The sequence below is a fragment of the Sphingobacterium endophyticum genome (assembly GCF_009733535.1).
GTDB lineage: Bacteria > Bacteroidota > Bacteroidia > Sphingobacteriales > Sphingobacteriaceae > Sphingobacterium > Sphingobacterium endophyticum.
Genome location: NZ_ML771899.1, coordinates 411,008 through 436,428 on the forward strand (window position 1 = coordinate 411,008; position 25,421 = coordinate 436,428).

24 protein-coding genes are annotated in these 25,421 nt (G+C 36.1%); 21 read left to right on the top strand and 3 right to left on the bottom strand.

The annotated features are described in order from the left end of the window. The first annotated feature begins 65 nt into the window (after positions 1–65). Both E0Y80_RS01855 and E0Y80_RS01860 read left to right on the top strand, forming a co-directional pair. Positions 66–1,256 carry a porin gene (locus E0Y80_RS01855; RefSeq protein ID WP_156305703.1) on the top strand — a complete coding sequence of 397 codons (1,191 nt, stop codon included), beginning with the start codon at positions 66–68 and terminating at the stop codon, positions 1,254–1,256. Between the two features lie 9 nt (positions 1,257–1,265). Then, positions 1,266–2,312 (top strand): alpha/beta fold hydrolase, encoded by a 1,047-nt coding sequence (locus tag E0Y80_RS01860; RefSeq protein ID WP_156305704.1) that lies wholly within the window; start codon positions 1,266–1,268, stop codon positions 2,310–2,312. Positions 2,313–2,363: 51 nt separating this feature from the next. Here the strand turns inward: E0Y80_RS01860 and E0Y80_RS01865 are convergent, their stop codons facing one another. Beyond that, positions 2,364–3,224 carry a M23 family metallopeptidase gene (locus tag E0Y80_RS01865; RefSeq protein ID WP_156305705.1) on the bottom strand — a complete coding sequence of 287 codons (861 nt, stop codon included), beginning with the start codon at positions 3,222–3,224 and terminating at the stop codon, positions 2,364–2,366. Positions 3,225–3,351: 127 nt separating this feature from the next. Here E0Y80_RS01865 and mutY point away from each other — a divergent pair, with 127 nt between their 5' ends. The 4 genes from mutY to E0Y80_RS01885 all read left to right on the top strand — a co-directional run bounded on the left by mutY (position 3,352) and on the right by E0Y80_RS01885 (position 6,640). After that, positions 3,352–4,395, top strand: a complete 1,044-nt coding sequence (gene mutY / locus E0Y80_RS01870) for an A/G-specific adenine glycosylase (protein ID WP_156305706.1) — start codon at positions 3,352–3,354, stop codon at positions 4,393–4,395. A 25-nt stretch (positions 4,396–4,420) separates the two neighbouring features. After that, the gene (locus E0Y80_RS01875; protein WP_156305707.1) at positions 4,421–4,870 is read left to right on the top strand and encodes a single-stranded DNA-binding protein; all 450 of its coding nucleotides are present in this window, start codon (positions 4,421–4,423) and stop codon (positions 4,868–4,870) included. Positions 4,871–4,931: 61 nt separating this feature from the next. Continuing rightward, positions 4,932–5,972, top strand: coding sequence for a phenylalanine--tRNA ligase subunit alpha (pheS, locus tag E0Y80_RS01880; protein WP_156305708.1), 1,041 nt, complete (start codon positions 4,932–4,934; stop codon positions 5,970–5,972). 89 nt (positions 5,973–6,061) lie between these two features. Continuing rightward, on the top strand, positions 6,062–6,640 hold the full coding sequence (locus tag E0Y80_RS01885; protein WP_156305709.1) for a TetR/AcrR family transcriptional regulator: 579 nt from the start codon (positions 6,062–6,064) through the stop codon (positions 6,638–6,640). Between the two features lie 41 nt (positions 6,641–6,681). On the opposite strand, the gene E0Y80_RS01890 is transcribed toward E0Y80_RS01885, so the two are convergent. Next, positions 6,682–9,366: a TonB-dependent receptor gene (locus E0Y80_RS01890; protein ID WP_156305710.1), complete on the bottom strand. Its 2,685-nt coding sequence runs from the start codon at positions 9,364–9,366 to the stop codon at positions 6,682–6,684. Between the two features lie 159 nt (positions 9,367–9,525). Here E0Y80_RS01890 and E0Y80_RS01895 point away from each other — a divergent pair, with 159 nt between their 5' ends. The 14 genes from E0Y80_RS01895 (at position 9,526) to E0Y80_RS01960 (ending at position 22,455) form a co-directional block, all read left to right on the top strand. Beyond that, the gene (locus E0Y80_RS01895) at positions 9,526–9,807 is read left to right on the top strand and encodes a hypothetical protein (protein WP_156305711.1); all 282 of its coding nucleotides are present in this window, start codon (positions 9,526–9,528) and stop codon (positions 9,805–9,807) included. Positions 9,808–9,863: 56 nt separating this feature from the next. Further along, positions 9,864–11,273, top strand: a complete 1,410-nt coding sequence (gene rlmD / locus E0Y80_RS01900; RefSeq protein WP_156305712.1) for a 23S rRNA (uracil(1939)-C(5))-methyltransferase RlmD — start codon at positions 9,864–9,866, stop codon at positions 11,271–11,273. Then, positions 11,274–11,675, top strand: a complete 402-nt coding sequence (locus tag E0Y80_RS01905) for a hypothetical protein (RefSeq protein WP_156305713.1) — start codon at positions 11,274–11,276, stop codon at positions 11,673–11,675. A 56-nt stretch (positions 11,676–11,731) separates the two neighbouring features. After that, positions 11,732–12,487: a hypothetical protein gene (locus tag E0Y80_RS01910; protein WP_156305714.1), complete on the top strand. Its 756-nt coding sequence runs from the start codon at positions 11,732–11,734 to the stop codon at positions 12,485–12,487. Positions 12,488–12,614: 127 nt separating this feature from the next. Next, positions 12,615–13,304 (top strand): YiaD family glycine zipper/OmpA-like lipoprotein, encoded by a 690-nt coding sequence (locus E0Y80_RS01915; protein WP_394350208.1) that lies wholly within the window; start codon positions 12,615–12,617, stop codon positions 13,302–13,304. Positions 13,305–13,494: 190 nt separating this feature from the next. Further along, positions 13,495–14,928, top strand: a complete 1,434-nt coding sequence (miaB, locus tag E0Y80_RS01920; protein WP_156305716.1) for a tRNA (N6-isopentenyl adenosine(37)-C2)-methylthiotransferase MiaB — start codon at positions 13,495–13,497, stop codon at positions 14,926–14,928. Positions 14,929–14,952: 24 nt separating this feature from the next. Further along, entirely contained in the window at positions 14,953–16,224 is a 1,272-nt protein-coding gene (locus E0Y80_RS01925; RefSeq protein WP_156305717.1) for a sigma 54-interacting transcriptional regulator, read from the top strand. Position 16,225: 1 nt separating this feature from the next. Further along, a complete protein-coding gene (locus E0Y80_RS01930) occupies positions 16,226–16,756 on the top strand; it encodes an LptE family protein (RefSeq protein ID WP_231595885.1) in 531 nt (176 codons plus the stop codon). A 21-nt stretch (positions 16,757–16,777) separates the two neighbouring features. Then, a complete protein-coding gene (locus tag E0Y80_RS01935; RefSeq protein WP_156305718.1) occupies positions 16,778–17,902 on the top strand; it encodes a hypothetical protein in 1,125 nt (374 codons plus the stop codon). A gap of 13 nt (positions 17,903–17,915) precedes the next feature. Continuing rightward, positions 17,916–18,281, top strand: a complete 366-nt coding sequence (gene secG / locus E0Y80_RS01940; RefSeq protein WP_156305719.1) for a preprotein translocase subunit SecG — start codon at positions 17,916–17,918, stop codon at positions 18,279–18,281. Positions 18,282–18,501: 220 nt separating this feature from the next. After that, a complete protein-coding gene (locus E0Y80_RS01945; RefSeq protein ID WP_156305720.1) occupies positions 18,502–18,777 on the top strand; it encodes a co-chaperone GroES in 276 nt (91 codons plus the stop codon). Between the two features lie 89 nt (positions 18,778–18,866). Beyond that, positions 18,867–20,501, top strand: coding sequence for a chaperonin GroEL (gene groL, locus E0Y80_RS01950; RefSeq protein WP_156305721.1), 1,635 nt, complete (start codon positions 18,867–18,869; stop codon positions 20,499–20,501). Between the two features lie 94 nt (positions 20,502–20,595). Further along, the gene (locus tag E0Y80_RS01955; RefSeq protein ID WP_156305722.1) at positions 20,596–21,396 is read left to right on the top strand and encodes a M90 family metallopeptidase; all 801 of its coding nucleotides are present in this window, start codon (positions 20,596–20,598) and stop codon (positions 21,394–21,396) included. Positions 21,397–21,471: 75 nt separating this feature from the next. After that, entirely contained in the window at positions 21,472–22,455 is a 984-nt protein-coding gene (locus E0Y80_RS01960) for an aldo/keto reductase (RefSeq protein ID WP_156305723.1), read from the top strand. 30 nt (positions 22,456–22,485) lie between these two features. Here the strand turns inward: E0Y80_RS01960 and E0Y80_RS01965 are convergent, their stop codons facing one another. After that, on the bottom strand, positions 22,486–22,866 hold the full coding sequence (locus tag E0Y80_RS01965; protein WP_156305724.1) for a nuclear transport factor 2 family protein: 381 nt from the start codon (positions 22,864–22,866) through the stop codon (positions 22,486–22,488). A 189-nt stretch (positions 22,867–23,055) separates the two neighbouring features. On the opposite strand from E0Y80_RS01965, the gene E0Y80_RS01970 reads away from it, so the two are divergent. Continuing rightward, positions 23,056–25,362 (top strand): tetratricopeptide repeat protein, encoded by a 2,307-nt coding sequence (locus E0Y80_RS01970; protein ID WP_156305725.1) that lies wholly within the window; start codon positions 23,056–23,058, stop codon positions 25,360–25,362. Positions 25,363–25,421 lie beyond the last annotated feature (59 nt).

The following is a 25,421-nucleotide window of genomic DNA, read 5'->3' on the forward strand; positions in this document are numbered from 1 at the left end:
AATTGTTATTTGTTGAGAATAGATATTTCAAGTGAATTATATTTGTTCTCAACGAATATCATTCCATGAAAAGACAATTACTATTAACCTTATTTTTCAGCCTTATTTTAAAATTAGCAGCTGCTCAAGACAGTACATTAATTACTATTGATTCTGACAGTGTACAAGTTAAGGAGCCTAAAGCTTCGAAATTGGTTAACCTTGATATCTTATTCAGGGCTGCTTTAAATGCCAATAATTTTGGTCAAGATGATTCAAAATTAAATGCGAATCTAGATGATGCCCGCATTATGGTTTCAGGAGACTATAATGATCAGTTTTCCTACCGGGTAAGATTCCGGTTAAATAGGTCATTTACCCCAACATCTTTAGACAATGCTTCAGCTGCATTAGATTTTGCTTTCTTGAAATACAAATTCGGGAAGGAAAATAAATGGGCAGTAACTCTAGGTAAACAGAGCGCAATGGTCGGAAGCTTTGAATTTCAAAACAACCCAATCTATGAACTTCGATTTAGTGATTACGTAGGTAATATATTAAATTTGTTTGTGGTGGGGGGAATGTTATCCTATGATATTAATCAAAATCATTCTATTAATGTTCAGCTTTATAATACCATCAATCATAGTTTTGATCGATTGTTATCAGATAATGGGTATACAGCGGGCGAATTAGAGGCTTCCAAAACTCCTATGGGAGGTTATTTTACCTGGATGGGTTCATTTTTAGATAAAAGAATTGATACAAAATGGTCCTACAACATTTCTCAATTTGCAAAAGACCGTACTAACCATGCCGTTTCATTGGCTAATAAATTTAAGACTGCCCGTCAAATGATTTATCTGGATCTTCAATATTCTTACTATGCAGTCGATCATATCATGCTGGGGTCATCAGTGATCAATGATTTTTATGGGAGAACCGGTGCTGAAAGAACATTATCTAAAGATATAACGTATAAATCGGCCATATTGAGATATGATCAATTTATAACAGATAAATGGGAAATAGCTTTGAAGGGAGCTTTTGAAACGGTTGGATCCAAGGCCGCTGCAGATGGAGGATTAGGGGCTGATTTTAGAAAGAATTATACTTATTTTGCAGCATTACAGAATAAGCCATTGAAAAATAGAGATCTAAGATTCTATTTAGGCTATATGGGTAATACAGTTACATATAACAAGAATGTTGAGTTAGACAGTAAACAATTTAATAGGATTGCATTAGGAGCTTACTTTACTATTCCTGTTTTGTAAATTAACAACATGTTTCGATCCATCATTTTAAGTTTTGCTTTTTTGCTTTTTGTATTTTCAGTGAAATCCCAAGATTTTCAAGATAGAACTGAAAATTTATATAATTTTCATAAAGGGAAATTTGATGATTTTGAGAAGGAGCATAGAAGGAAGATAAAATTTAAAAGACATGAAGTAACCTATTTACAATGGGGGAGTCAAGTAGAAAAAGTGTTTATATGGTTACCCGGTAGCTTACTTTCAGCATACGATTTTTATCCATTTGCTGATTCGCTTTTGCAAGATGGATATACGGTACTTTCTATAGACCATTATGGTCATGGGTTAACGGAGATACCACAGGAGGATTTGGATTTTTGGGATTTTGCGGATGATCTTAATTCACTGCTGGAGCAGAAGGGGATAAAAAAAGCGGTTATCGCGGGATTTTCTCGAGGTGGTTACCTTGCCTCTGCATTTTATGAAAAATACCCAGAAAAGGTAAGTGCAATTATTCTAGAAGATGGAGGGTCTGTTTCCTTTGACACGATGTTCCAGAAATTAACTCATGAAGATTATACAAATTTCTTAAAAAATCTTAAAGTTCCTAAAGAAGTGGAAGAGCTTTTATTTCAGCGATATAATTCAGAGCTTGAAATTTTCAATAATTTTTCAACTATAGACGATTCTGAAAGTCGCTGGCAGAATTTAGGTTTTGTCAGAAAGAATGGAAATCAATATATCATGTACTGTGGGTTAAATGAGTACATGCATATGCAGGATAGTTTGCATTATACGGAGGTTTTGAATCAGAGCGATCAAGTAAGTCGGTATGCTTCTTCTATCGTTAGGATAAATCCATTGCATATTTATAAGACATTGGATGTTCCTATGTTAATAATGGAAGCAATAGGGGAACCCGATTTATTTAAAACGACTGAAGAGAATCAGAAACTTAGAGATTTACATCCAACTAAAATTAGTTTGATACAATTCGATTGTGACAACCACAACATTCATTTTGGATGCCCTGACAAGTTTATTTCAGAAGTGAGAAAATTCCTAAAGAACTTATAAAAAAAATAGCTGTCTTAATAAAAGGACAGCTATTTTTTTATGTTCATGATCTTAGTTAAAGATCAATGTTTTTTCAGGATTGATTTTTCTACCGAAAGAAAGTAATTCGTAATGTAGATGAGGTCCAGTCGATCTGCCTGTGCTACCAAGTTTACCCACCTGTTGTCCAGCTTCAATTTTTTGTCCTTTTTTCACCAATGTTCTAGAAAGGTGAGCGTAACGAGTTTCCCATCCATTGGTATGTTCAATGATCACTACATTACCATATTGTCCTTTATATCCAGAGAAAACCACCTTTCCGGCAGCGGTAGCATTGATTGCTTCTCCGGTACGGCCACTAATGTCAATTCCGGAATGCATTTCAATTCCACGGTTTGTAAAAGGGTTTCTTCTGTATCCGAATCTAGAAGTAATGTTTCCATTATGGGGTTTTCCTAAAGGAACACCTTCTAGTTTTTTGTCCAATTTTTTAACAGTTGCTTCGTAAAACTTAATCATTTCATTAAGGTTTACTTCATTTTCCACGGGTCCACCAGCATTTTTGATTTTAGGGGCAAATTCTTTTAACCCTCTTTTGCGCATTTTGGCATTAATTTGGTTTACAGCACTATCAATAGCATCGAAGGATTTTTGAATTTGTACAGTACTCAATTGATTTGTAGCTTCTTCAAGAGCAAGGTTTTGTCTAGCTTCTTCCAGCGCTTCAATTTGTTTACTTAGTTGTTCTTCGTAGTGATTGCTTGTAGATTTAGTGGCAACATAAACAATTGTTGCACATATCAAGCAAATAGTGAAGATTCCTCCAGCCAGGATATATTTCCAGTTTTTCAATAAAATAGTTGGAATCTGAATCTTCAAATTTGAATCGCCATTGGAATCAATAATTTCAATAGCAGTCTTCTTTTTTGTCATATATTTTACTCTCCCACTTTATATTAGCCGGGCATAAAAATAGAAGATGTTAAAATAATAGCAAGAAAATTTAACATTTAATAACTTTTTTAGGCTTAGGTCGGGGATAAATTATCATCTTTGCAATATGTCATTTTCGCAACGAATCCTAGGGTGGTATGCTACACACAAAAGGGCATTACCATGGCGGGAAACAAAGAATCCATACATTATTTGGCTATCAGAAATTATTCTTCAACAGACCCGTATTGAACAAGGTACACCTTATTTTCATCGGTTTTTGGAAAGTTATCCGAATGTAACAAAGTTTGCTGAAGCAGAAGAGTCGGAGATTCTGAGGTTATGGCAAGGTTTAGGTTATTATTCGCGTGCACGTAATATGCATAAGGCGAGTAAGCAGGTTGTTAATTTGCATTCTGGGGAATTTCCCACGACATATACTGATTTATTGAGACTGCCCGGAGTTGGAGAATATACAGCAGCGGCTATTTCTTCCTTTTCAAGTAATCATCCACACGCTGTATTGGATGGGAATGTTTTTCGGGTACTATCACGTTATTTTGGGATTGATGAGCCTATCAATAGTACTCAAGGGAAAAAGATATTTACTCAATTAGCGGATGAAATGCTAGATCGTGATCATCCATCCGAATACAATCAGGCGATTATGGATTTTGGTTCCTTGCAATGTAAACCTAAGAATCCCAGGTGTGAGGAATGCGTATTGAGATTGGACTGCCGAGCCTATGGGGATGGCTTGGTAGAAAAGCTTCCTAGGAAAATAAAGGCGAAGAAAAGTAAGGATCGTTATTTTCATTATTTCGTATTAGAAGCTGGGGGTGAAGTATTGATGTCGCAGCGGTCAGAAGGGGATGTTTGGGCGAATTTGTATGAATTTCCGATGTTAGAAACGGCAAAAGAAATAAATGTAGCGGAATTGGTACAGTTGCCTGAATATCGAGAATTATTTGGTGAAAATGAGCCAAAAATGATTCAAGGACAAGTGAAGCATATCCTTAGTCACCAGAATATTTACGCGAAGTTTTACAAGATAGATGTTGATAACTCGGAATTGGTCAAAAAAAGAAATTGGAATTATTGTTTATTAGAAAATTTAGATAAATTAGCTAAACATAAACTGATTAGTTCCTTTGTGGAACATTATTTTTAGTGCTCACTAAATCCTAAATTATTGTATGTCGGGAGTAAATAAAGTTATTTTAGTAGGTCATCTTGGAAAGGACCCGGAAATCCGCTATTTAGAAGGAAATGTAAGTGTTGCGAGTTTTCCCTTAGCGACCTCAGAGACTTTCAACAAGGACGGCCGTCGAGTGGAACAGACGGAATGGCATAACATTGTGTTGTGGCGAGGCTTGGCTGATGTTGCGGTAAAGTACCTCAGCAAAGGGAAGCTTGTTTATATTGAAGGAAAACTAAGGACACGTTCTTATGAAGATAAGGAGGGAATCCGTCGGTACACGACCGAGATTGTAGCAGAGAGTTTTAATTTATTAGGTCGCAGGTCTGATTTCGAGCCGCAGAGCCCTCAAGGAGGAGCAGGCAGTGTGCCAGGCAATGCCGAACCAAAAGAACAACCTGTCGACTTCACGGAGAATGATGACGATAATGATGGTCTACCATTTTAATCTACCTAATTAAATACAGTACCATTTCATTTATTTTTTAAAATTGCTGTATCTTTGACACATGTTGCAAGATAAGATTACGCAGTATACAGAAGAGATACAGGCATTTTCGCCAAACTCTGCTCAAGATGTTGAAGCATTCAGATTAAAGTTCTTAGTGTCCAAGGGCATTGTAAAGAACTTATTTGAAGAATTCAAAACGGTATCTTCTGAGGAAAAGAGGGTATTAGGAAAGGTGTTAAATGAATTTAAGCAATTGGCTGAAGTAACTTTTAAAGAAGCTTCGGAACAATTTGCTGGTCAATCCGATAGTCAGTCAGCGAAAAAGGAAGGTGATTTGACCTTGCCTGGTCAAGGATTCACTTTGGGATCTAGGCATCCATTATCCTTAGTACGGAAGGAAATCGTTGAGATTTTCAAGAAATTGGGATTTGTGGTTGCTGAAGGAAATGAGATTGAAGATGATTGGCATAATTTCTCTGCGTTAAACTTTGCTCCTGAACATCCAGCACGTGATATGCAGGATACCTTCTTTATCAAGAAGCAGGATGGGAATGATGTGGTGCTTCGTACACATACATCATCAGTTCAGGTTCGGTTAATGGAAGCTGGGCAACCACCATTCCGTGCGATTATGCCGGGAAGAGTTTATCGTAACGAGGCGATATCAGCACGTGCTCACTGTTTCTTTCATCAGATTGAAGGATTATATATCGATGAGGATGTTTCGTTTGCCGATTTAAAACAAACCTTATATCACTTTGTGAAGGAATTATACGGGGAGGATACCAAAGTAAGGTTCCGTCCATCCTACTTTCCTTTTACAGAGCCATCAGCAGAGATGGATATTTCTTGTACAATCTGTAAGGGTGCGGGCTGCCAGATGTGTAAATATTCAGGATGGGTTGAGATTTTAGGCTGTGGTATGGTAGATCCTAATGTATTGGAAAATTGCGGGATCGACAGTAAGAAATACTCAGGTTACGCATTCGGTATGGGTATTGAACGTATTACAAATTTGAAATACGAAATACGCGACTTGCGTCTATTCTCAGAAAACGATGTTCGTTTCTTATCACAATTTGAAACTGAGATTATTTAGAACCAAAAATATTATGTTTTATATCGGCATTCATGTCGATATAAAACATTAAAAAATAGACTGAATCCCAAATTCAAAAAAACACCTTAATGGAAGATAAAGTAGTTATAGCAATAAAAAAATCTGCCCGAGATTTATTTAGAAAATATGGCTATAATAAAACTAGCGTAAATGAGCTAGCCAAAAATGCTTCCATTGCGAAAGCCACCTTCTATAAGCATTTTGCGAGTAAAGAGTTGATTCTACATGCCGTCCTGATGGATTATATCCAAGACAATGTGTACGATATCTTAAATAAGAATGTTAACGAAAAGGATTTGGCGTTATTTTTAGCAAATACCATATTGCGTGTCAGCCGAGTAACATACACGGTTTGTAATGAATTCGTTGGTTGGGAGTTTATCCGTGAATCCGTTAATGCGCAGGAGTACCTAAAGCTCTTGTCCGACGACTTGGAGTTTCTTTTACTGCGTTCTTTTATGCAGAATGATATCATTGCCAATATGATTCCGGAAGAAAGATTAACCTTCTTAATTAAGACCAGCAAGAATATTGTATTTTCCTTTGCCTTTACTGCTGTATCCGAAGCAGATGTACGCAAGAACTTTATTTCTTTCCAAAAAGAAATTCTTCCGTATTTAGTGCAGGCAACGTTGATGGAGGCGTAGACAAAAGACAAAAGGCATAAGACAAAAGTCTAGATAGTTAGCTATTTTCCAGTTTTTAAGAATTTATATACCATCCCTAACATAAAATATTGTCTTAAGGTTAATGTCTGGGAGTAATTCGTAGAGTTTCCATAGCTGCTGAAATTATTGGAAACATTTTGATTAAGGATATCAAAAGCTGATAACTTTAATTCACCTTTTCCTAAAATTGGATAATATACTGATGCATTTAAAATGTTTAGATTTCTTCTGTCACCGTTAATCCCAACAACTTGATTTTTTACGGTAAATGAACTTTCTATTCTAAATTTCTTGATGTTATTTAATAGTAATGTCGCACCTAAGCTTGTATTCGTGTTGTTTATGTTTTTAAAATTTTCGGAGTCGTACTTAAAATTAGTATTATTAATTCCCATTGCGAACGATGGGGTAAATGTGAAAGCACTTTTATAGCTGAAGGTTACTGTATTATTCCAATTTCCATAAAATTGAGTGGCAAGATTTTCTTCATTATTAGACATGCTGTAATTTTGGTTAGCGTATACGTATGAATAAGTAGAAAAACTTAAGTTCCAATTTTTATTTTGAAGGAATGTTTTTGAAAATGAAATATTTGTGCCGTACGAATCAGTTGGTCCAGCTTGATAAGATTGGGAAGTTCCAGTGCTGTTTTCAGTATTGTAGGTGTTTGCATATCCAACGCTATTGTCTTTAGTTGAATAATTTGCAGAAATAAAGAAATTGATTTTAGATTTGTTGAAAAACTTATTATACCTAATACTATATCTTTCCTCAATAGTGTTATCAAAAAAGGGACTTGCTAATTGTATTCGAGTGGGGTATAAATCTGAATTAACAGAAACTATACTGTAGAAATTAGGAGCTGAAAAAGACTTATAATAATTTAGATTTAGGTTTTTATAGGTAATACTTAAATCGGGTAGCCAATAAGAATTTTCATTTTTCAGGTTCTCACGTTTTTGATAATAATCAAAGTTATTAGATTGACTTGCATACTTAATTCCTATTGAAATAGGAAGGTCTTTAATTAAACTAATATTCCATTTTGTTCCAGCATAGAATAGATTGTTTTTTAATCCTTTATTATTAGCAACATCATTCCTATTGGAGAATTCATCAGCATTAATCTTGTTAAGTATATCTTCTGTTTCCCATTGATTACCATTTATTTGTTGTGCATAGAGATCGAAATTTATTTTTTTATTAATAGGGACTTGTAAGTTAATTTTATGTTCAAGTACCTGTGATAGATTATTAGAATTTTCTATTTGATGCTGAAGGATTGTACTATCATTAAAAAGAAAATAACGGCTATTAGAATTGTTATTACTTATTCCTGATCCATTATTATTTCTTAAATTATGGTTAAAAGATAATAGCCATTTATTTTTAAACTTCTTTTCGATATAAAATGAATGGTAATAATTGAATCTTTTGTTGTTATTTGAACTATTACTTTCAGAACGTAAAACATAATCTGCTTCATTTCTCCAGCTTTCGGAATTGCCCATATAGTCAGAAGTATGTTTTGATTGTGTTAAATTTGTTGAAAATGTAAATTGTGATGTAGTATCAATATTATATCTAATAAATGCTTTCAATTCGTGATTAAAATTCGAATTTTCATTTATGCTATTTCCCTTGGATTGCTCTAAAATTTCATTATAAAAGCTATTGCCTGTCCGACTGTTATCACTATAGAAATCGTGCTGGCCATAATTATACATTAAATTAGTTTTTAATTTTTTTGCAATATCATAGTTTACATTTACTCCAGCAGAAATCTGATTCATAAGTCCATTAGAACTCCAATAGGAATAACTATTGTTTTCCATTCTATTCATACCTCCATGTTCATTAAGTTCTGAATAGTCAAATCCTTGCCTATTTATATTATTTGCAAAACCGATAAAACTAACTTGTAAAGTGTCACGGAAGGTATTTATTAATGCTCCTGATTCATAGCGGTCTCTTGTAGCCGCACCTCCATAAAATTTTCCAAAATTGGCCTTTAGAAATTCTTTCTTCATTTTCAAGTTTATTACAATGGGCAATTCTGAATCATCTAAAATTTCTCTTTTAGATTCACCTTTATCCTTAATGACCTGCACAATATCTATTAATGATGCATCTAAATTACGAGTTGCTATTTTAAGATCCTGAGCGAAGAAATCCTTGTTATTAACTCTGACGCCACTCACTTCTCGTCCTTGATAATATATGGATCCATCTGCATTCACTTGTAGACCGGGTAAAATCCTAATTAATTCCTCAACAGTAGCGTTTGGCCTAGTTTTGAAATAATCTGCTTTATATTCTAAAGTATCACCAATTAAACGGATAGGAGGAACAGCTGTAATAGATATTTCTTCAATTGTATTACCTTTCAAAATGATGCTGTCCATCTTATATTTTTCGCCTGGTTTTAAATTTAATTTTCTTTGGAAGGGTGAACTATTTACATGGGAAACAAAAAATAAAATTTCTTTATTTGCTGGTATTTTTACCAAATCAAATTCACCTTTTTCGTTTGTAAGGGCGTAAGTTATCACAATTGAGTCTTTTTCTGAAACAACTGAAACTGTCGCTTTTTCCAACGGTTTCAATTCAGAATCAAATACATGTCCTAGGATAGAAGAATTGTTTTGAGCGAAACTTAAATTCACTATTAAAATAAAGATTGATAGAAGATAAAATCTTATCATTTAGGAATTGGTGTTTGGTTATTCTAAAATAATATAATTTTTTGGCAATAATTACCCCGAAAATTGATTTAACATAATTTAGCATTAACCATGTTTTTTTAAATTTTTCTTTTCTATTAAAGGTCAGGGGGGAGGTTTTCCCTCAGAATAAGGAAGATTATGAATGAAAAAATAAATGCAGAATTCAACGAAGTAGGTGTGGCATATTTTCAAATTCCGGGGTTAACATGTCACTCCTACGGAGTTGTTTTTGGAATATATACTTATTCCAGACCCTTCGGGTCTGGCTATAGATATTTCATCCCGATGGGATTTCAAGTTCATCCCGATGGGATTTCAAGTTCATCCAAAAAGGAATATCATGTTCATCCTGATAGGATTTTTACTTTAAGACAATATATTTCCAGATTACGGAGGAATATGATCTTTAAAAGGGGGTGATGTGATATATTGTTATTGAGGGGAAATTCTTTAAAAAAACGTATTTTTGCGGAATTATGGGAAGAAGAATACCTCAGGATAAGAAATTTATTTCAGACGTTGAAATAGTTGATATTGCCGAAGAAGGCAAGGGCGTTGCCAAGCACGATAATTTAGTTTTGTTTATTGAGCGAGCGGTGCCTGGAGATGTGTTGGACGTGGAGTTGGTTCGAAAGAAAAAGAATTTTGCTGAGGGGAAGATTGCTGCGGTAAAAAAGGGTTCGGAGTATAGAATTGATCCATTTTGTTCTCATTTCGGGGTGTGTGGTGGTTGTAAATGGCAGCACATGACCTATGACTCTCAATTGAAGTTCAAAGAGCAATATGTTGGGAATGCATTATCAAGAATTGGTAAAGTTGATGTTTCTGGGATGGAACCAATATTGGGTTCCGTTCAGACCGAATATTATAGAAATAAATTAGAATATACATTTTCCAATAAGCGTTGGTTAACGAGCCTTGATGAGGTGGAGCCCACAGATTCGATGGACGCTCTCGGTTTCCATGTTCCTGGAAGGTTTGATAAGATCTTAACGATAGATCATTGTTTCCTTCAGCAAGATCCTTCAAACGATTTGCGGAATAGCATTTTTGAATTTGCAAAAGAAAATTTCATGTCATTTTATGACTTGAGAGAACATGAAGGTTGTTTGCGAAACTTGATTATCAGAACTTCTTCCACCGGAGAGCTGATGGTCATTGTGGTGTTTGCCTACCCAGAAGAAGGACAAGTGGACATGTTGATGTCATTTATCAAAGAAAAATTTCCTGAAATAACTTCTTTATTATATATCATAAATCAGAAACGTAATGATACCATTTTTGATCAAGACATACATGTTTATGCTGGTCGAGATTTTATTTATGAGGAGATGGAAGGGTTGAAGTTTAAGGTTGGTCCAAAATCATTTTATCAAACCAACTCAAGACAGGCTTATGAATTATATAAAATTACAAGGGAATTTGCGGATTTAAAGGGAGATGAGTTAGTTTATGACCTGTATACCGGTGCTGGAACAATTGCAAATTTTGTTGCGAGATCAGCTAAGGAGGTTATTGGCGTTGAATATGTTCCAACAGCAATAGAGGATGCGAAAATTAATTCAGCAACAAATGGTATTGACAATACGAAGTTTTATGCAGGCGATATGAAAGATGTACTTACATCTGATTTCATAAACGAACATGGCAAACCAGATGTTGTGATTACAGATCCACCGAGAGCCGGCATGCATCCAGATGTTGTTGATCGCATTTTAGAGATGGAGAGTGAAAAAGTGGTTTATGTCAGTTGTAATGCTGCAACTCAGGCACGTGATTTGGAGAGTTTAACAAGTAAGTATGAGGTTGTTCGAATAAAGCCAGTTGATATGTTTCCACATACACAACATGTTGAGAATGTAGTATTATTAAAATTAAAGAAATAAATGGATTTACAAGATCTACTAAATAAAGGGCCTGAGGAAGAAGGGAAGCCAAGTAAAGGGAAAAGTCCTTTGGTAAGTTTAAAGTCGGACTTAGATTTTTACAAGGATTCAATTCAAGAGGTTTCTTCAGAGATGATGGCAGAAGGGTATACTTTGTATCCAATATTTGTTGCACACCAATTAAAGGTTGATTTAGGGGAATTGATATTAGATAAAGATGAACTGAATACGCAATGGAGTATTCAGGCGAGTTCATTGGAAGAGTTTGTGGATAGAGGGATTATAAAAGAAGATAAGAAGGAGTTCTTTATTAAGAATTTTAAATCTGCGAATGAATTTATGTGTCTTTTTGTGATCGTACCGGAGGGGGCTAATTTTGTTTTCTATCCTTATAATACCTAGTGATTTAAAACTTTTTAACATTTGCTAGTCAAAAGTATTATTACCTTTAAAATTGGATGTATAATAAAGTAAAATATATTGCCCTATTATGTGCTTTCTTTTTCTTGGGTATTGCTGCACAAGCTCAAGAATTAGATAACATGGTCTCTGGCTTGGTGCTAGAGCGTGGGACAGACACTAGAATTAGTGATGCGAATGTGGTCAATTTAAGGACCAAACAAACAGTTAGGACGAATTCTTATGGCGTATTTACTGTTGAAGTGAATGTGGGGGATACCTTGTCGATTAGTAAAGTTGGTTATGGACCGGTAAAGACAAGGATCAATACGTTGGAGGACATTTTGGTTGATATACAGGCAGGAAACCAGATCGAGACGGTTGTTATAACCCGTAGTACCAAGGAGGGTCAAATGCGAGAGATGATGGAAGATTATGGTAGTAAAGGTGTATATAATGGGGGTCACAATAAATTTGGGACCTATTTAGCTAGTCCGGCGACGGCTTTGTATAATCTGTTCGGAAAAGAGGCGAAGAATGCGAAGCGTTTTGAGAGCTATATGAATCAAGAATTGGAAGAAACGAAAGTAGATCGCATCTTCAATAAAACGATTGTATCGAATTTGACGAAATTGGAGGGAGATGAATTACAATCGTTCATGGATATTTATAGACCATCGTATTCAACAGCTCAGCGCTGGGGACAATATGATTTAATGAATTATATCAACAGTTCATTTAAGACATGGAATTCGCAAGGACGTCCAAAATCTCAAAGATTGCCTAAGTTAGATATTCCCACTTTGGAAAAATAAGGTGCTGTTAATTAATAAGTTGTAACTTATAAAATGGATAAAAATGTAGTTTGGCATTGGCTTTGCAAATAAGCATTCTATTAGTGGGACAATAAATTAATTAGTACAAAAGATAAATTATTTGATTATGAAAATGAATAAAAGACTAGCGGTATATGGATTGACAGTTGCTACATCAGCAATGTTATTTGCTAGCTGTTCAACCATTCAAAATAGTAGTAACACAACAAAAGGAGCTGTAGTAGGTACAGCAGCTGGTGGTGCAATTGGCGCCTTAATAGGAGGTAAAGCGGGTAATACTGCAGTAGGTGCAATTGCTGGAGCTGTTATTGGTGGAGCTGCGGGGACATTGATCGGTAAGAAAATGGACAAGCAGGCAAAAGAAATTGAAAATACAGTAGCTGGAGCTGAAGTAGAACAAGTAGGTGAAGGTATCTTAGTTAAGTTTGATTCAGGTATTTTATTTGATTTTAATAGTACAGCTTTGAAACCTACAGCAAAAGAAAACATTGCTAAATTGGTTGAGACATTAAATAAAGAACCTAATACTGATATCTTGGTTTTAGGACATACAGATAACGTAGGTACTTTGGCTGCAAACCAAAAAGTATCTGATGGCCGTGCCTCATCAGTTAAGGCATTCGCAGTTTCACAAGGATTAGCAGGCAGCCGTATAAAAACAGAAGGTAAGAACTTTGCCGAGCCAATTGCTTCCAACGATACAGAGGCAGGTAGAGCAGAAAATCGTCGTGTTGAGATTGTAATTGTTGCAAACAAGAAAATGCAAGAGCAAGCTAAACAAGAGGCAGCTCAATAAGACTTTTTAAAATATAAATGGAAGGCGCTAATTCAAATTGGCGCCTTTTCTATTTTGGTTGAATGTTGATGAGTTTAGGAAGAATATGCTGGAGTGATGAAATAAAGTTTTGTTAAATTTCACTAAGTGCTGACAAACTGTCATTTGTTTAATAGATAATTACTAACTTTGTAGTCTTTGAAAATTGACTATGTTAGAGTTAACGCATACAACAAAAACACATGATGAATCTCGCCAAGGTGAGGCTTTAGATATGGTTCCTACTGGGCAATCCACAGGTCGTAAGCTTTATATTGAAAGCTACGGATGCCAAATGAATTTTTCAGATAGTGAAATTGTAGCTTCCATCTTGATAGAGAAAGGATTTGAGACAACGAAGGATTATAAAGAGGCTGATGTTGTATTTATCAATACCTGTTCGATTCGTGAGAATGCAGAACAGCGAGTTCGAAATAGATTAAAGGAATTCGAATCTGCGAAGGCAAAGAATCCAGGCATGGTGGTAGGTGTATTAGGCTGTATGGCAGAGCGATTGAAGGCAAAATTCTTGGAAGAGGAGAAATTGGTTGATGTTGTTGTGGGACCTGATGCATATCGCGATTTGCCAAATTTGATTGATCAAGCAGATGAGGGTGGACGTGCGGTAAATGTGTTGCTTTCTCGAGAGGAGACCTATGCAGATATCAGTCCTGTGCGATTGAACAGTAATGGTATTTCAGCATTTATTTCGATAATGCGAGGATGTGACAATATGTGTTCATTCTGCGTTGTTCCATTCACTAGAGGGAGAGAGCGAAGTCGTGATGTTGAATCCATTGTAAAAGAGGCTCAAGATCTATACAATGCCGGATATAAAGAGGTTACTTTACTAGGACAAAACGTCGACTCGTACAAGTATACCCCTAAATCGGAAGAGGGAGAGGCAGAGAAGTCGACCATCAACTTTGCTCAATTGTTAGCTTTGGTAGCCGAAGTAAGTCCGGATTTAAGAATCAGGTTTTCTACGTCACATCCAAAGGATATAACTGACGAGGTATTATATACGATGGCCCGTTATGAGAATATCTGTAATTATATTCACTTACCGGTTCAGTCAGGGAACTCAAGAGTTCTAGAATTGATGAATAGGACTTATGATAGGGAGTGGTATATCAATAGGATAGAAGCTATTCGCCGTATTATTCCGGAGTGTGGAATCTCAACTGATGTCATTACAGGATTCTGTACAGAGACTGAGGAGGAGCATCAGGAAACGTTATCAATGATGGAATATGTAAAATATGATTACGCCTATATGTTTGCCTATTCAGAACGACCTGGAACCTTGGCAGCGAAGCGTTATGAGGATGATATACCGGAAGAGGTTAAGAAGCGCAGGTTGACAGAAGTTGTGGATTTGCAAAGAGCACATAGTTTATATAGAATTGAGAATTTTGTTGGAAAAGTTCAGAAAGTATTAATTGAAGGAACTTCTAAACGTTCGGATAAGGATTTCTGTGGTCGAAACGATCAAAATACGATGGTTGTTTTCCCAGTGGATGAACGTTTTAAGATTGGAGATTATGTAAATGTATTAGGCGAGAGCTGTACATCTGCGACCCTGATCGGAAGAATAATTGATTAATAATCTAAACACTAAATATTAATAATGGATCATCAAGATATTAAGAGCAGGTTTGGGATAATTGGGAATTCTCCATTACTAAATCGTGCAATCGATATTGCACGTCAGGTAGCACCTACCGATATATCGGTTTTGATTCAAGGGGAGAGTGGTTCGGGGAAAGAAGTTTTTTCGCACATCATCCATCAATTAAGTGGTAGGAAACACGGGCCTTTTATTGCGGTTAACTGTGGAGCGATTCCAGAAGGAACGATAGATTCGGAGTTATTTGGACATGAGAAAGGTTCATTTACTGGCGCTCACGAAGCAAGGAAAGGATATTTTGAAGTTGTTGATGGTGGGACTATATTTCTTGATGAGGTTGGGGAGTTGCCACTCGGTACGCAAGCCAGGTTATTGAGAGTCTTGGAATCTGGAGAGTATATCCGTGTTGGATCTTCTAAAGTACAAAAAACAAATGTCCGTGTAGTTGCTGCGACCAATGTCGATGTTTACGAGGCGGTAAAAAAGGGAAAATTTAGGGAAGATCTTTATTATAGATTAAATACGGTTCCATTGCGCATTCCGTCATTGCGGGAGCGTAAGGAGGATATCGTACTTTTGTTCAGAAAGTTCGTGGTTGATTTTTCTGATAAATACCGTTCGCCAGGTATTCAGTTGACTGAAGACGCTCAAGAATTGCTTCGCAACTATTCTTGGCCGGGAAATGTTCGTCAATTGAAAAATATTGCCGAGCAGATTGCCGTTTTAGAAAAGGAGAGGTTGGTAAATGCTCAAATTCTAAGTCATTATTTACCTGCAGAAACGCAGAGCACTACGCTGCCCATGGCCTTGAAGGATCAATCGAAGGAAAATTTTTCTGAAAGAGATCTTTTATACAAAGTTCTTTTTGATATGAAGAAAGATATGGTTGATTTGAAGAAGTTGGTTGTAGAGTTGATGCAGAATGGCTTAAATCAAGGCACGATGGATCAAAATTCACCCTATATCAATCAATTGTATCAGGATGTGAGGCCAAGTGCAGGAGTTTTAGGATCGGAGGAATTTCCGGTGAATTCAAACCCAACAATTACGATTCATAATCCAAATGTATCAAACGGAAGCAATAATGATTACCTGTATGATACGCAGGATGTTGAGGAGGTTGAAGAATCCCTGTCTTTATTAGATAAGGAATCGGATTTGATCAAGAAGGCTTTGAAGAAGCATAAAGGAAAACGTAAGGCAGCTGCGCAGGAGCTAGGGATTTCGGAGCGTACGCTGTACAGGAAGATAAAGGATTTGAATTTAGATTGATATGTTCAGAAATAAGATGAAAGGCAATTTTATAGCCTATATATTTGCAGCACTTCTTATATTTACTATACAGGGTTGTGGAGTAAAATATAGTTTGGGAGGTGGGACCATTCCTGAGGATATGAAAACCTATTCTGTTGAGATATTTGAAAATATTTCTCCATTTGTTTCTGCAACCTTAAGTCAAACTTTCACAGAGGGATTAAAGGAGCGGATCAGGACACAATCTAAATTAAGTCAGGTTAATCAGGATGGGGATGCTATGTTTTCAGGAGTTATTACGAATTATGCGATCACTCCTGCAGCAGTTGAAGCAGGGACCGATCGTGCAGCATTAAATCGTCTTTCGATAACGGTGAAGGTTAAGTATGTGAACAGGAAGGATGAGACAGGGGAGAGTGATTTTGAGGAATCGTTTACTCAATTTAAGGAGTTCCGCGGAGAGGTAAGCACACAGGAAATGACCTTGAACCAGGATATCGTTAAGATGCTTACAGAGGATGTTTTTAATCGAGCATTTAATAATTGGTAAGAAAAAGAGCCCTTGAATTACATGGATCAAATTACTGTTTTTAGAAAAGCCTTAGAGAACCCATTGGAGGTAAGTACTGCTGAGTTTGAGCAGCTTTTATCTAAATACCCGTATTCACAACCAATCATTTTTGCTTTTGAACGCAAGAAATTTTTGGAAGGACATTCCATAGATAAGCAGAGAACATTGATCTATGCTAATAATCCATTTTGGTTAAGAGACTATCTACAAAAACCCATTGAGGAAATCCCCGAAATAGAAGTCGACTCGGATGACTATATTTCTTATGAGGAAGTTGCGGAAGAACAGGGGTTTGGGGAAGATACAGAAGTTTATGCGGGTGATTTAGGATCAGAACCTGAAGTTGTTGAAACCAAATTAGAGCATCAGTCTACCATTGAAGAAGTACAGCAGGAATTTGTGCATCAGGAATCTACCCCAAAAGATGAAGAGCCTATATTTGATATACCATCGGGTTATAATATAGAGAAGGAATTTGCGGAAGATGAGGAAACTGAAGTAGAAGAAGCTGGAGTTATAGATGAAATAGAGGAAGATTCAACAAATGAAGTTGATTCAATTGTTGAGCAGGAAGGTGAGAAGAGGAGTTCTGAAGAAGACATCAGTTTATATAATGATGAGTTGATGCCATATAGTTTCAGATGGTGGCTTTACAAAACTCGATTGGAGCATGCAGATACCTACCAGCCATTTTCAAATCCTGTTATCCCAAAACAGCAAAAGGGTCAGTTTGATCCTAAGAAACTGGATGCAGCGATTTTGGATCAACAGATTAGGGAGAATATTTTTCATCTTCAGGATCCGGAGGATAAATTGAGCGATAAGCACAAGAAGGAAACTGTAGAGTTTAATTCTGCGGAGAAGGTCGATGAGGTAATAGAGAAGTTTATTCGTGAGGAGCCACAGATCCAAGCGCCGAAGGCGGAATCGATTAATACGGAGAATAAGGCGAGGAGCAGTTCAGAAGATCAATTGCAGGTAGTTACGGAGACGTTGGCAAACATCTACGAGTCACAGGGAATGTATGAAAAAGCAATCTTGGTGTTTCGAAAATTAATTTCGGATAATCCAGAAAAAAAATCGTACTTTGCGACCCGAATTAAAGAGATTGAACAAAAGTTATAATTGAAATATAGAAATGGACATTTTATTTATTATCCTAATTATTCTAGCTAGTTTATTATTAGCGTTTTTTGTATTGATTCAAAACCCAAAAGGAGGAGGTTTATCTTCTGGATTTTCGGGTGGCGCTAATTTAATTGGGGTACAACGTACGGGTGATATCTTAGAAAAAGGGACATGGATTTTTGCAATTGCATTAATGGTATTTTGTATTGCCATTAATATCATTGGTCCATCGACATCGAATAAAGGAGGTTTAGGGGATCAAATCGAAGCACCAGTAACGGCTCCAAATTTGAATTTAAATCCAACAGCTACACCTGCGACTGGAACTCAAACTCCAGCGACGCAAGCACCTGTTCCTACAGATACGACAAAATAACAAGCTTTAGTCTTACACGATATAACCCTGTCTATAATTAGGCAGGGTTTTTTGTTTTTGGGCGCACTGGTGTCATGATGACATTAAGATGATGGTTTACTGACATGAAAAATGACAGTTAATGCTAAAATGGCAAAATATTTTGATTAATTTCAATTGGCATAGTTAGTGATGCTTTTGAAATACATAACACTAAAAAAATAAAAATTGATATACAATTATGGCATTAAGTATTAAACCTATCGGAGACAGAGTAGTAGTTGAACCTGCTCCAGCAGAAGAAAAGACAGCATCAGGTATCTATATTCCTGATACGGCAAAAGAAAAACCATCCCAAGGAACAATTGTAGCTGTAGGATCAGGGAAGCCTGAAGAACCATTGACTGTAAAAGTAGGTGATAAAGTATTGTACGGTAAGTACGCTGGAACAGAAATTACCTACGAAGGTAAAGAGTATTTAATTATGCGTGAGGCTGATATCTACGCTGTTCTGTAATCAAAATCCAAAAACAAAATTTTAATAAGATTAGACTTTGAAATTGTCCTATTTGATGAATTCAAGTCGAAGATTCAATACATATAACAATGGCAAAACAAGTAAAATATAATGTAGAAGCACGTGACGCCCTGAAAAAAGGTGTTGACACACTAGCAAACGCAGTAAAAGTTACATTAGGCCCCAAAGGGCGTAATGTAATTATTGAGAAGAAATTTGGTTCTCCAGCAATTACAAAAGATGGTGTATCGGTAGCTAAAGAGATCGATTTAAAAGATGCTTTAGAGAACATGGGTGCTCAAATGGTAAAAGAAGTAGCATCTAAAACTGCGGATCAAGCGGGTGACGGTACTACAACGGCTACTGTTTTAGCACAAGCAATCGTTGCTCCGGGTATTAAATCTGTAGCAGCAGGTGCAAATCCAATGGATTTAAAACGTGGTATTGACAAGGCAGTTGCTGCAGTAGTTGAGAATTTAAAGTCTCAATCTCAAGTAGTAGGTGCTGACAACAATAAAATTAAACAAGTTGCATCAATTTCAGCAAACAATGACGAGGTTATCGGTTCATTAATTGCAGAGGCGATGGAAAAAGTTGGTAACGACGGAGTTATCACAGTTGAAGAAGCAAAAGGTACTGAAACTGAAGTTAAAACAGTTGAAGGTATGCAATTTGACCGTGGTTATTTATCACCATACTTTGTTACGAACTCAGACAAAATGGAAGCTGATTTAGAAAGCCCATACATTTTGATCTATGACAAGAAGATCAGCAATATGAAAGAGTTATTGCCAATCTTGGAAAAACAAGTTCAAACAGGAAAACCTTTATTAATTATTGCAGAAGATTTAGATGGAGAAGCATTAGCTACACTAGTAGTTAACAAAATCCGTGGTTCTCTGAAAGTTGCAGCTGTTAAGGCTCCAGGTTTCGGTGACCGCCGTAAAGCAATGTTAGAAGATATCGCTATTCTTACAGGCGGTACCGTAATTTCTGAAGAGAGAGGATTTAAATTAGAGAATGCTGAATTATCATATTTAGGACAAGCAGAGAAAGTTGTTGTAGATAAAGATAATACAACTGTAATTAATGGTGCAGGTAATGTTGAAGACATTAAAGCACGTGTTGCGCAGATTCGTTCTCAAATTGAAACTACAACTTCAGATTATGATCGTGAGAAATTGCAAGAGCGCTTAGCGAAATTATCAGGTGGTGTTGCGGTTCTTTATGTAGGTGCTGCTTCAGAGGTTGAGATGAAAGAGAAAAAAGACCGCGTAGACGATGCATTACATGCTACTCGTGCAGCAGTAGAAGAAGGTATTGTTGCTGGTGGTGGTGTTGCATTCATTCGTTCAACTGAGGCTTTAGTTAACTTAAAAGGAGAAAACGAAGACGAGCAGATTGGTATCGATATCATCAAACGTGCGATTGAAGAGCCTTTGCGTCAAATCTGTGCTAACGCAGGTATTGAAGGAGCTGTAATTGTTCAAAAGGTTAAAGAAGGAACAGCAGATTATGGATACAATGCACGTACTGATAAGTTTGAGAACTTAATTTCAGCTGGTGTTATCGATCCTACGAAAGTTTCACGTGTAGCATTAGAAAACGCGGCTTCAGTTGCTTCTATGTTATTGACTACAGAGTGTGTATTAGCTGACGAACCGGAAGAGAATCCAGTAGGTGCTGGTGCTCCAATGGGAGGCGGTATGGGTGGAATGATGTAGTATTCCACTTGAATATAATTAAAAGAGCTATCTAAAATCAGGTAGCTCTTTTTTGTTTTTTGTATATTAGAAATATCGTTTTTCTGATTGTTATATGGAGACTTATAGTATTGTTGTTTTATTTATTATTTTCTTATTTGGGATCATATTAGTGTATTTTGTTTGGAAGAATGTTGGGAATAAGAAAATAGTGAATCAGGAAATACCGAGCGAAGATTACATTAAGGAAGTCTTACATGGCAAAGTTGATTTTTTCAATCAGCTCAACGAGGAACAGCAAGCCACATTTATAAGCCGGGTTTCTTATTTTTTACATACTACACGGATTTCACCAGAAAAAGGTGCCAGCATCACGGATGAGCAATGCATACTAATTGCTGCAAGTGCAACCATTCCCCTCTTCCATTTTCAGAACTGGTCGTATGAGAATTTAGATGAAGTATTGGTATATCCTGGTACTTTCAATGAGAAATATAATACTGAGGAGGAAAGGAGAAATATCTTAGGAATGGTTGGAGACGGAGCTATGCATCGGAAAATGATTCTCTCACTACCAGCATTAATGGCTGGGTTTGAGCAACATTCAGATGGAAACACGGCAATACATGAATTTGTTCATTTAATAGATAAGGCAGACGGGGAGGTTGATGGAGTTCCTGAATATCTGATTCCAAAGAACTTAATTCAACCATGGATTGAGGAGATGCATCAGACCATTAAAGAAATTAGGAGAGATGAATCAAATATTAGGGATTATGCAGCTACAAATCCTGCGGAATTCTTTGCAGTAGTTTCAGAATATTTTTTTCAGAAACCTAGGCTACTGCAAAAAGATCATCCAGAACTATATACAATGTTAAATGAAATTTATAATGGTGAGAAAGTTGAAAAATAATAAACAATTTTCGGTAAGTGTCTGTTATTAAGGTTGATATAATCGAATGTTCAATACTAAAAAATAAATATTATTATGGAATACAGATATATTGGTGACAGTGAAATTAATGCATCGGTAATAACCTTTGGAGCTTGGGCTGCTGGTGGATGGATGTGGGGTTCAACTGACCGAAAAGATGCTATTGAAGCAATAGTTGCGGCGTATGATTTGGGAGTTACGACCATCGATACTGCTCCTATCTACGGTCAAGGAACAAGTGAGGAGATTGTAGGGGAAGCACTAAAAGACATACCTCGAGATAAAACACAGATTCTTACCAAGTTTGGGATGCGATGGGACCTTGCAAAAGGTGATTTCGCATTTCATAGTAAGATGAATAATGGAGATGATATTGAAATTTATAAATATGCAGGCAAAGAAAGTATTATTTATGAATGTGAGCAGAGCCTAAAGAGATTAGGAACTGATTATATTGATTTATATCAAATACACTGGCCAGATTCGACCACAGCAGTAGAGGAAACTTTTGAGGCAGTTTCTCAGTTAATAGAGCAAGGGAAGGTGAGGTATGCTGGTGTATGTAACTACAGTGCTCAATTAATGGCAGAAGCGAAGCGTACATTACCAATAGTATCCAATCAAATTCCATATAGTATGGTAAATAGGGGAATTGAAGAAGAAACTGTCCCGTATTGTATTAAGCATGATAAGGCAATATTAGCCTACAGCCCGTTAGAAAGAGGATTGCTTACTGGGAAAATCCATTCTGGGTATGAATTTCAGGAAGGTGATCACCGTGCAAAGCATCCGCATTTTCAGCCAGATTTTATAGATCGAGCGAATATTCTTTTGGAAAGAATTAAACCATTAGCTGACGATAAGGGTGTTACTTTGGCTCAGTTAGTTTTACGTTGGACCATTGAACGTCCAGGGATTACAATCGCATTAGCAGGTGCGAGAAATGCCCATCAATCTGTTCAGAATGCTAAGTCGATGGATATAAATCTTACTCATGAGGAGATAGATTTTATAAATGCTGTGGTTGATGCATTTTAATTTAAGGGCTGCTGTTAAGTGGCCCTTAAATTAGCTTATATCCTTAATCAAGGCTATTTTTCCTTCGGAATTAAATTCGAAAATGGATTTTCCTCTCAGCTTAATTTTATCTCCGAATTTTAAACTATCAGAGATATCCATTGCCATGATTGCCTCGTAATCGATAAAAACCTCAGAGAATGTATCATGATGATTCATGGCAGTAATGGTTTGCGTTCTTTGTGAAAAAAACTCTTTTGCCTGTTCTGCTTGATGCATGAAATCCTCTTTGCCAGAAAGTGAGTCTGTTACCATTCCATTGCTAATGTTTTCAAACAACAGCTCGTTATCCATGTCTCGAACCATCTTTTCTACATCAAAGTTGTTATAACCATCAATGTAATTTTTTATTATCTCTTCTCTTTTGTTCATTGAATGTATTAAAAAACTTATTTAAAGATAAGTGAATTCTATATCATTCAGTAACAGTTGAGTATTAATAATTGCTGTATTAAGAAAGTGTTAACATTCAAAATCCCTGAAAATCCCTATTATTAATGCGCATTAACTTTTGTATTTTGCTTTTGGAATTAATAATGATGATTGAAATAAAATAGGAAAATGAATTACGAAGAATTGGAGCAATTATTTTACGCAGGTGAATTAGATCTATGTATCAGAGAAGGGGAAGAATATCTATTAGACCATCCACAGGATACCGACGTTCTATTCCTAATGGCCATAGCGCATCATGACCGTGCATTTGAGGAGGGGCATGAGGAAGCTTATGCTGCCATACAGCAGCATGTTATACCTTATTTAAAACGTGTATTGAGTTATGAACCAAACAATGCTCGAGTTTTATATAATATTTTAAACTACCCATTAAGCAATCAATTTACTTTAAATCAGATCGGAAAGGACAAAAAGCACCTGACAGAAAGCAATAAAGAGGAATACCTGGAATATGCTGAAAGGTTGAAGGAAAATCCATTAAATAGAGTTTATGGGCACGATTTTCAGATCAAGATTTATGAAGTTTTTCAAGATGAGGAATTCCTTTTAAAGAGTCTAGAGGAGGCGATTGAATTTTTTGATGTAGAATTCAAAGATAACCGGGACCTGAGAGATCGGAATATATCAATATGTTGGATAAAAAAGCTTTATTTATTAGACAGAACAGGATTTATAAGTAAAGAGGCTCAGATCGAATTGATTGACAAGGGGATCTATACTTTTGTGAGTCCGCATGATAATGAATACCTAGATCTTGCCGAGATTGCGTTTGAAGGAAATTCTTTGGATGTTTCCCTAAAAGTTTTGTTAAAATTACTTAAAGGAGATAACCACAGTCAGGAGGTTGTGGATGCCTATGTTAAATGGCATAATAGATTTAAGGAACAGATTGATTTAGGCTATCAAAATCCGAATGTTTTTTATTTTCAATTGATTATTGAGCGTAATTATTCAGAAGCTTTGGGTATACCGGAAGATTTTTATTACCATCATAGTTTGGAGATAAAGAATAAGTTTCCGAACAATTATGCTGCCTATCATTTTGCCGGGACATATCTTTATGAGATGGGAGAATTTGATGAAGCCTATCCAATATTAAGAACTGGGGTTTCTATACAAGCGGATGTAACTACGTGGAGGCGTATGGTTGAATCCCAATTTTTGTCGAACGGACTCGTTGAACAAGAATTGCCACAATTTTCCAGTCTACCTAGGGATATCTACAATGAGGGAGTCAATCTTGATGATTTTCTTAAAAACATGGCTGATGATGCAATCAAAGAAGCATTAAGGATTTTAGATTCTAAATTGTATCAACAGTCTTATGATGCATTTAGAAAGTATTTTGAAGAATTTAAGTATGAGAGTGATTTTTATGGGGATGAGCACTGTTGGGCTATGTGCTGTAATAACCTTTCGATAGTCTATACGGCATTGGGAAATTATGAATTGGCGGTTGAAATGGCAAGAGAAGGGCTAAATCATTCTGAATTTTCCGAATTGCAACATAGCCTAGTAGATTCCCTTTTAAAGAATAAAGATTATGAAGGAGCTCAGCTAGCTTTAGAGAACTATTTCAGCTTGTATGATGAGCAGACGGTTTCATTTTATAAGCATCTTCAGCATCGGGCAGATTGGGTTTCTGTAAATCATAAGTTAGGTAATTCCGAAGATATCGTTCAGGAAGCTCAGAGCTTATTATTTGAGATTTACGAACATTATCAAGACAACCCAGATATTTCGGATTATGATTTTAGAGACTTTGAGGCAGCAAAGAATACAGTAGAGGAGGTTTTGTATCACGAACATGAAGGTAAACCTGCTTCACAACGCAGAGATTATTATCAAGGTATATCGGAAACCTATCCAGACGAGGCTAATCCTCAATATAATTTAATGCAAGTATTTAATGAGTTGGAGGATTTTGAACAGGTTAACCGAGCGGCAAGATTATATTTGGAAAATAAACAATCATTCCTGCTAAATGACTTTGATAAAGCCAAGACGGTGTACATGATTGTGAAAAGTCATTATCAAATAGGTCAGTATCGTGAGGGGGCAGCGTTTTTTTCTGATTATGATACTTTTTGCAGTGAGGCTTTGGAACCTACAGAATATGTTTTATGGTTGAGTTATGGCATCAAATTGTATGATAAATTAAATGACTTAGCACATGTAAATTCTTTGGTAGAGAAATTTGAGAATATCTATCAAAATGAGGATTGGTCATACGATAGTTTGTCTGAAGAAGTGTTGTTAGCGAAAGCACATGCAAATTATCATCAGGGATATTTAAAAGAAGCGCATAAAATTTTGGACTATGTTCTTTCCTATCAAGATCATGACTCCATAGCAGAGCATTTTAAACAAACATGGAAGAAACCTGGTTTATTCTCCAAGCTTGGGTTTTAAATCAGCATTATTTATTAAAAAGGCATAAAAAAAGCGACAGAATCCCTGTCGCTTTTTTT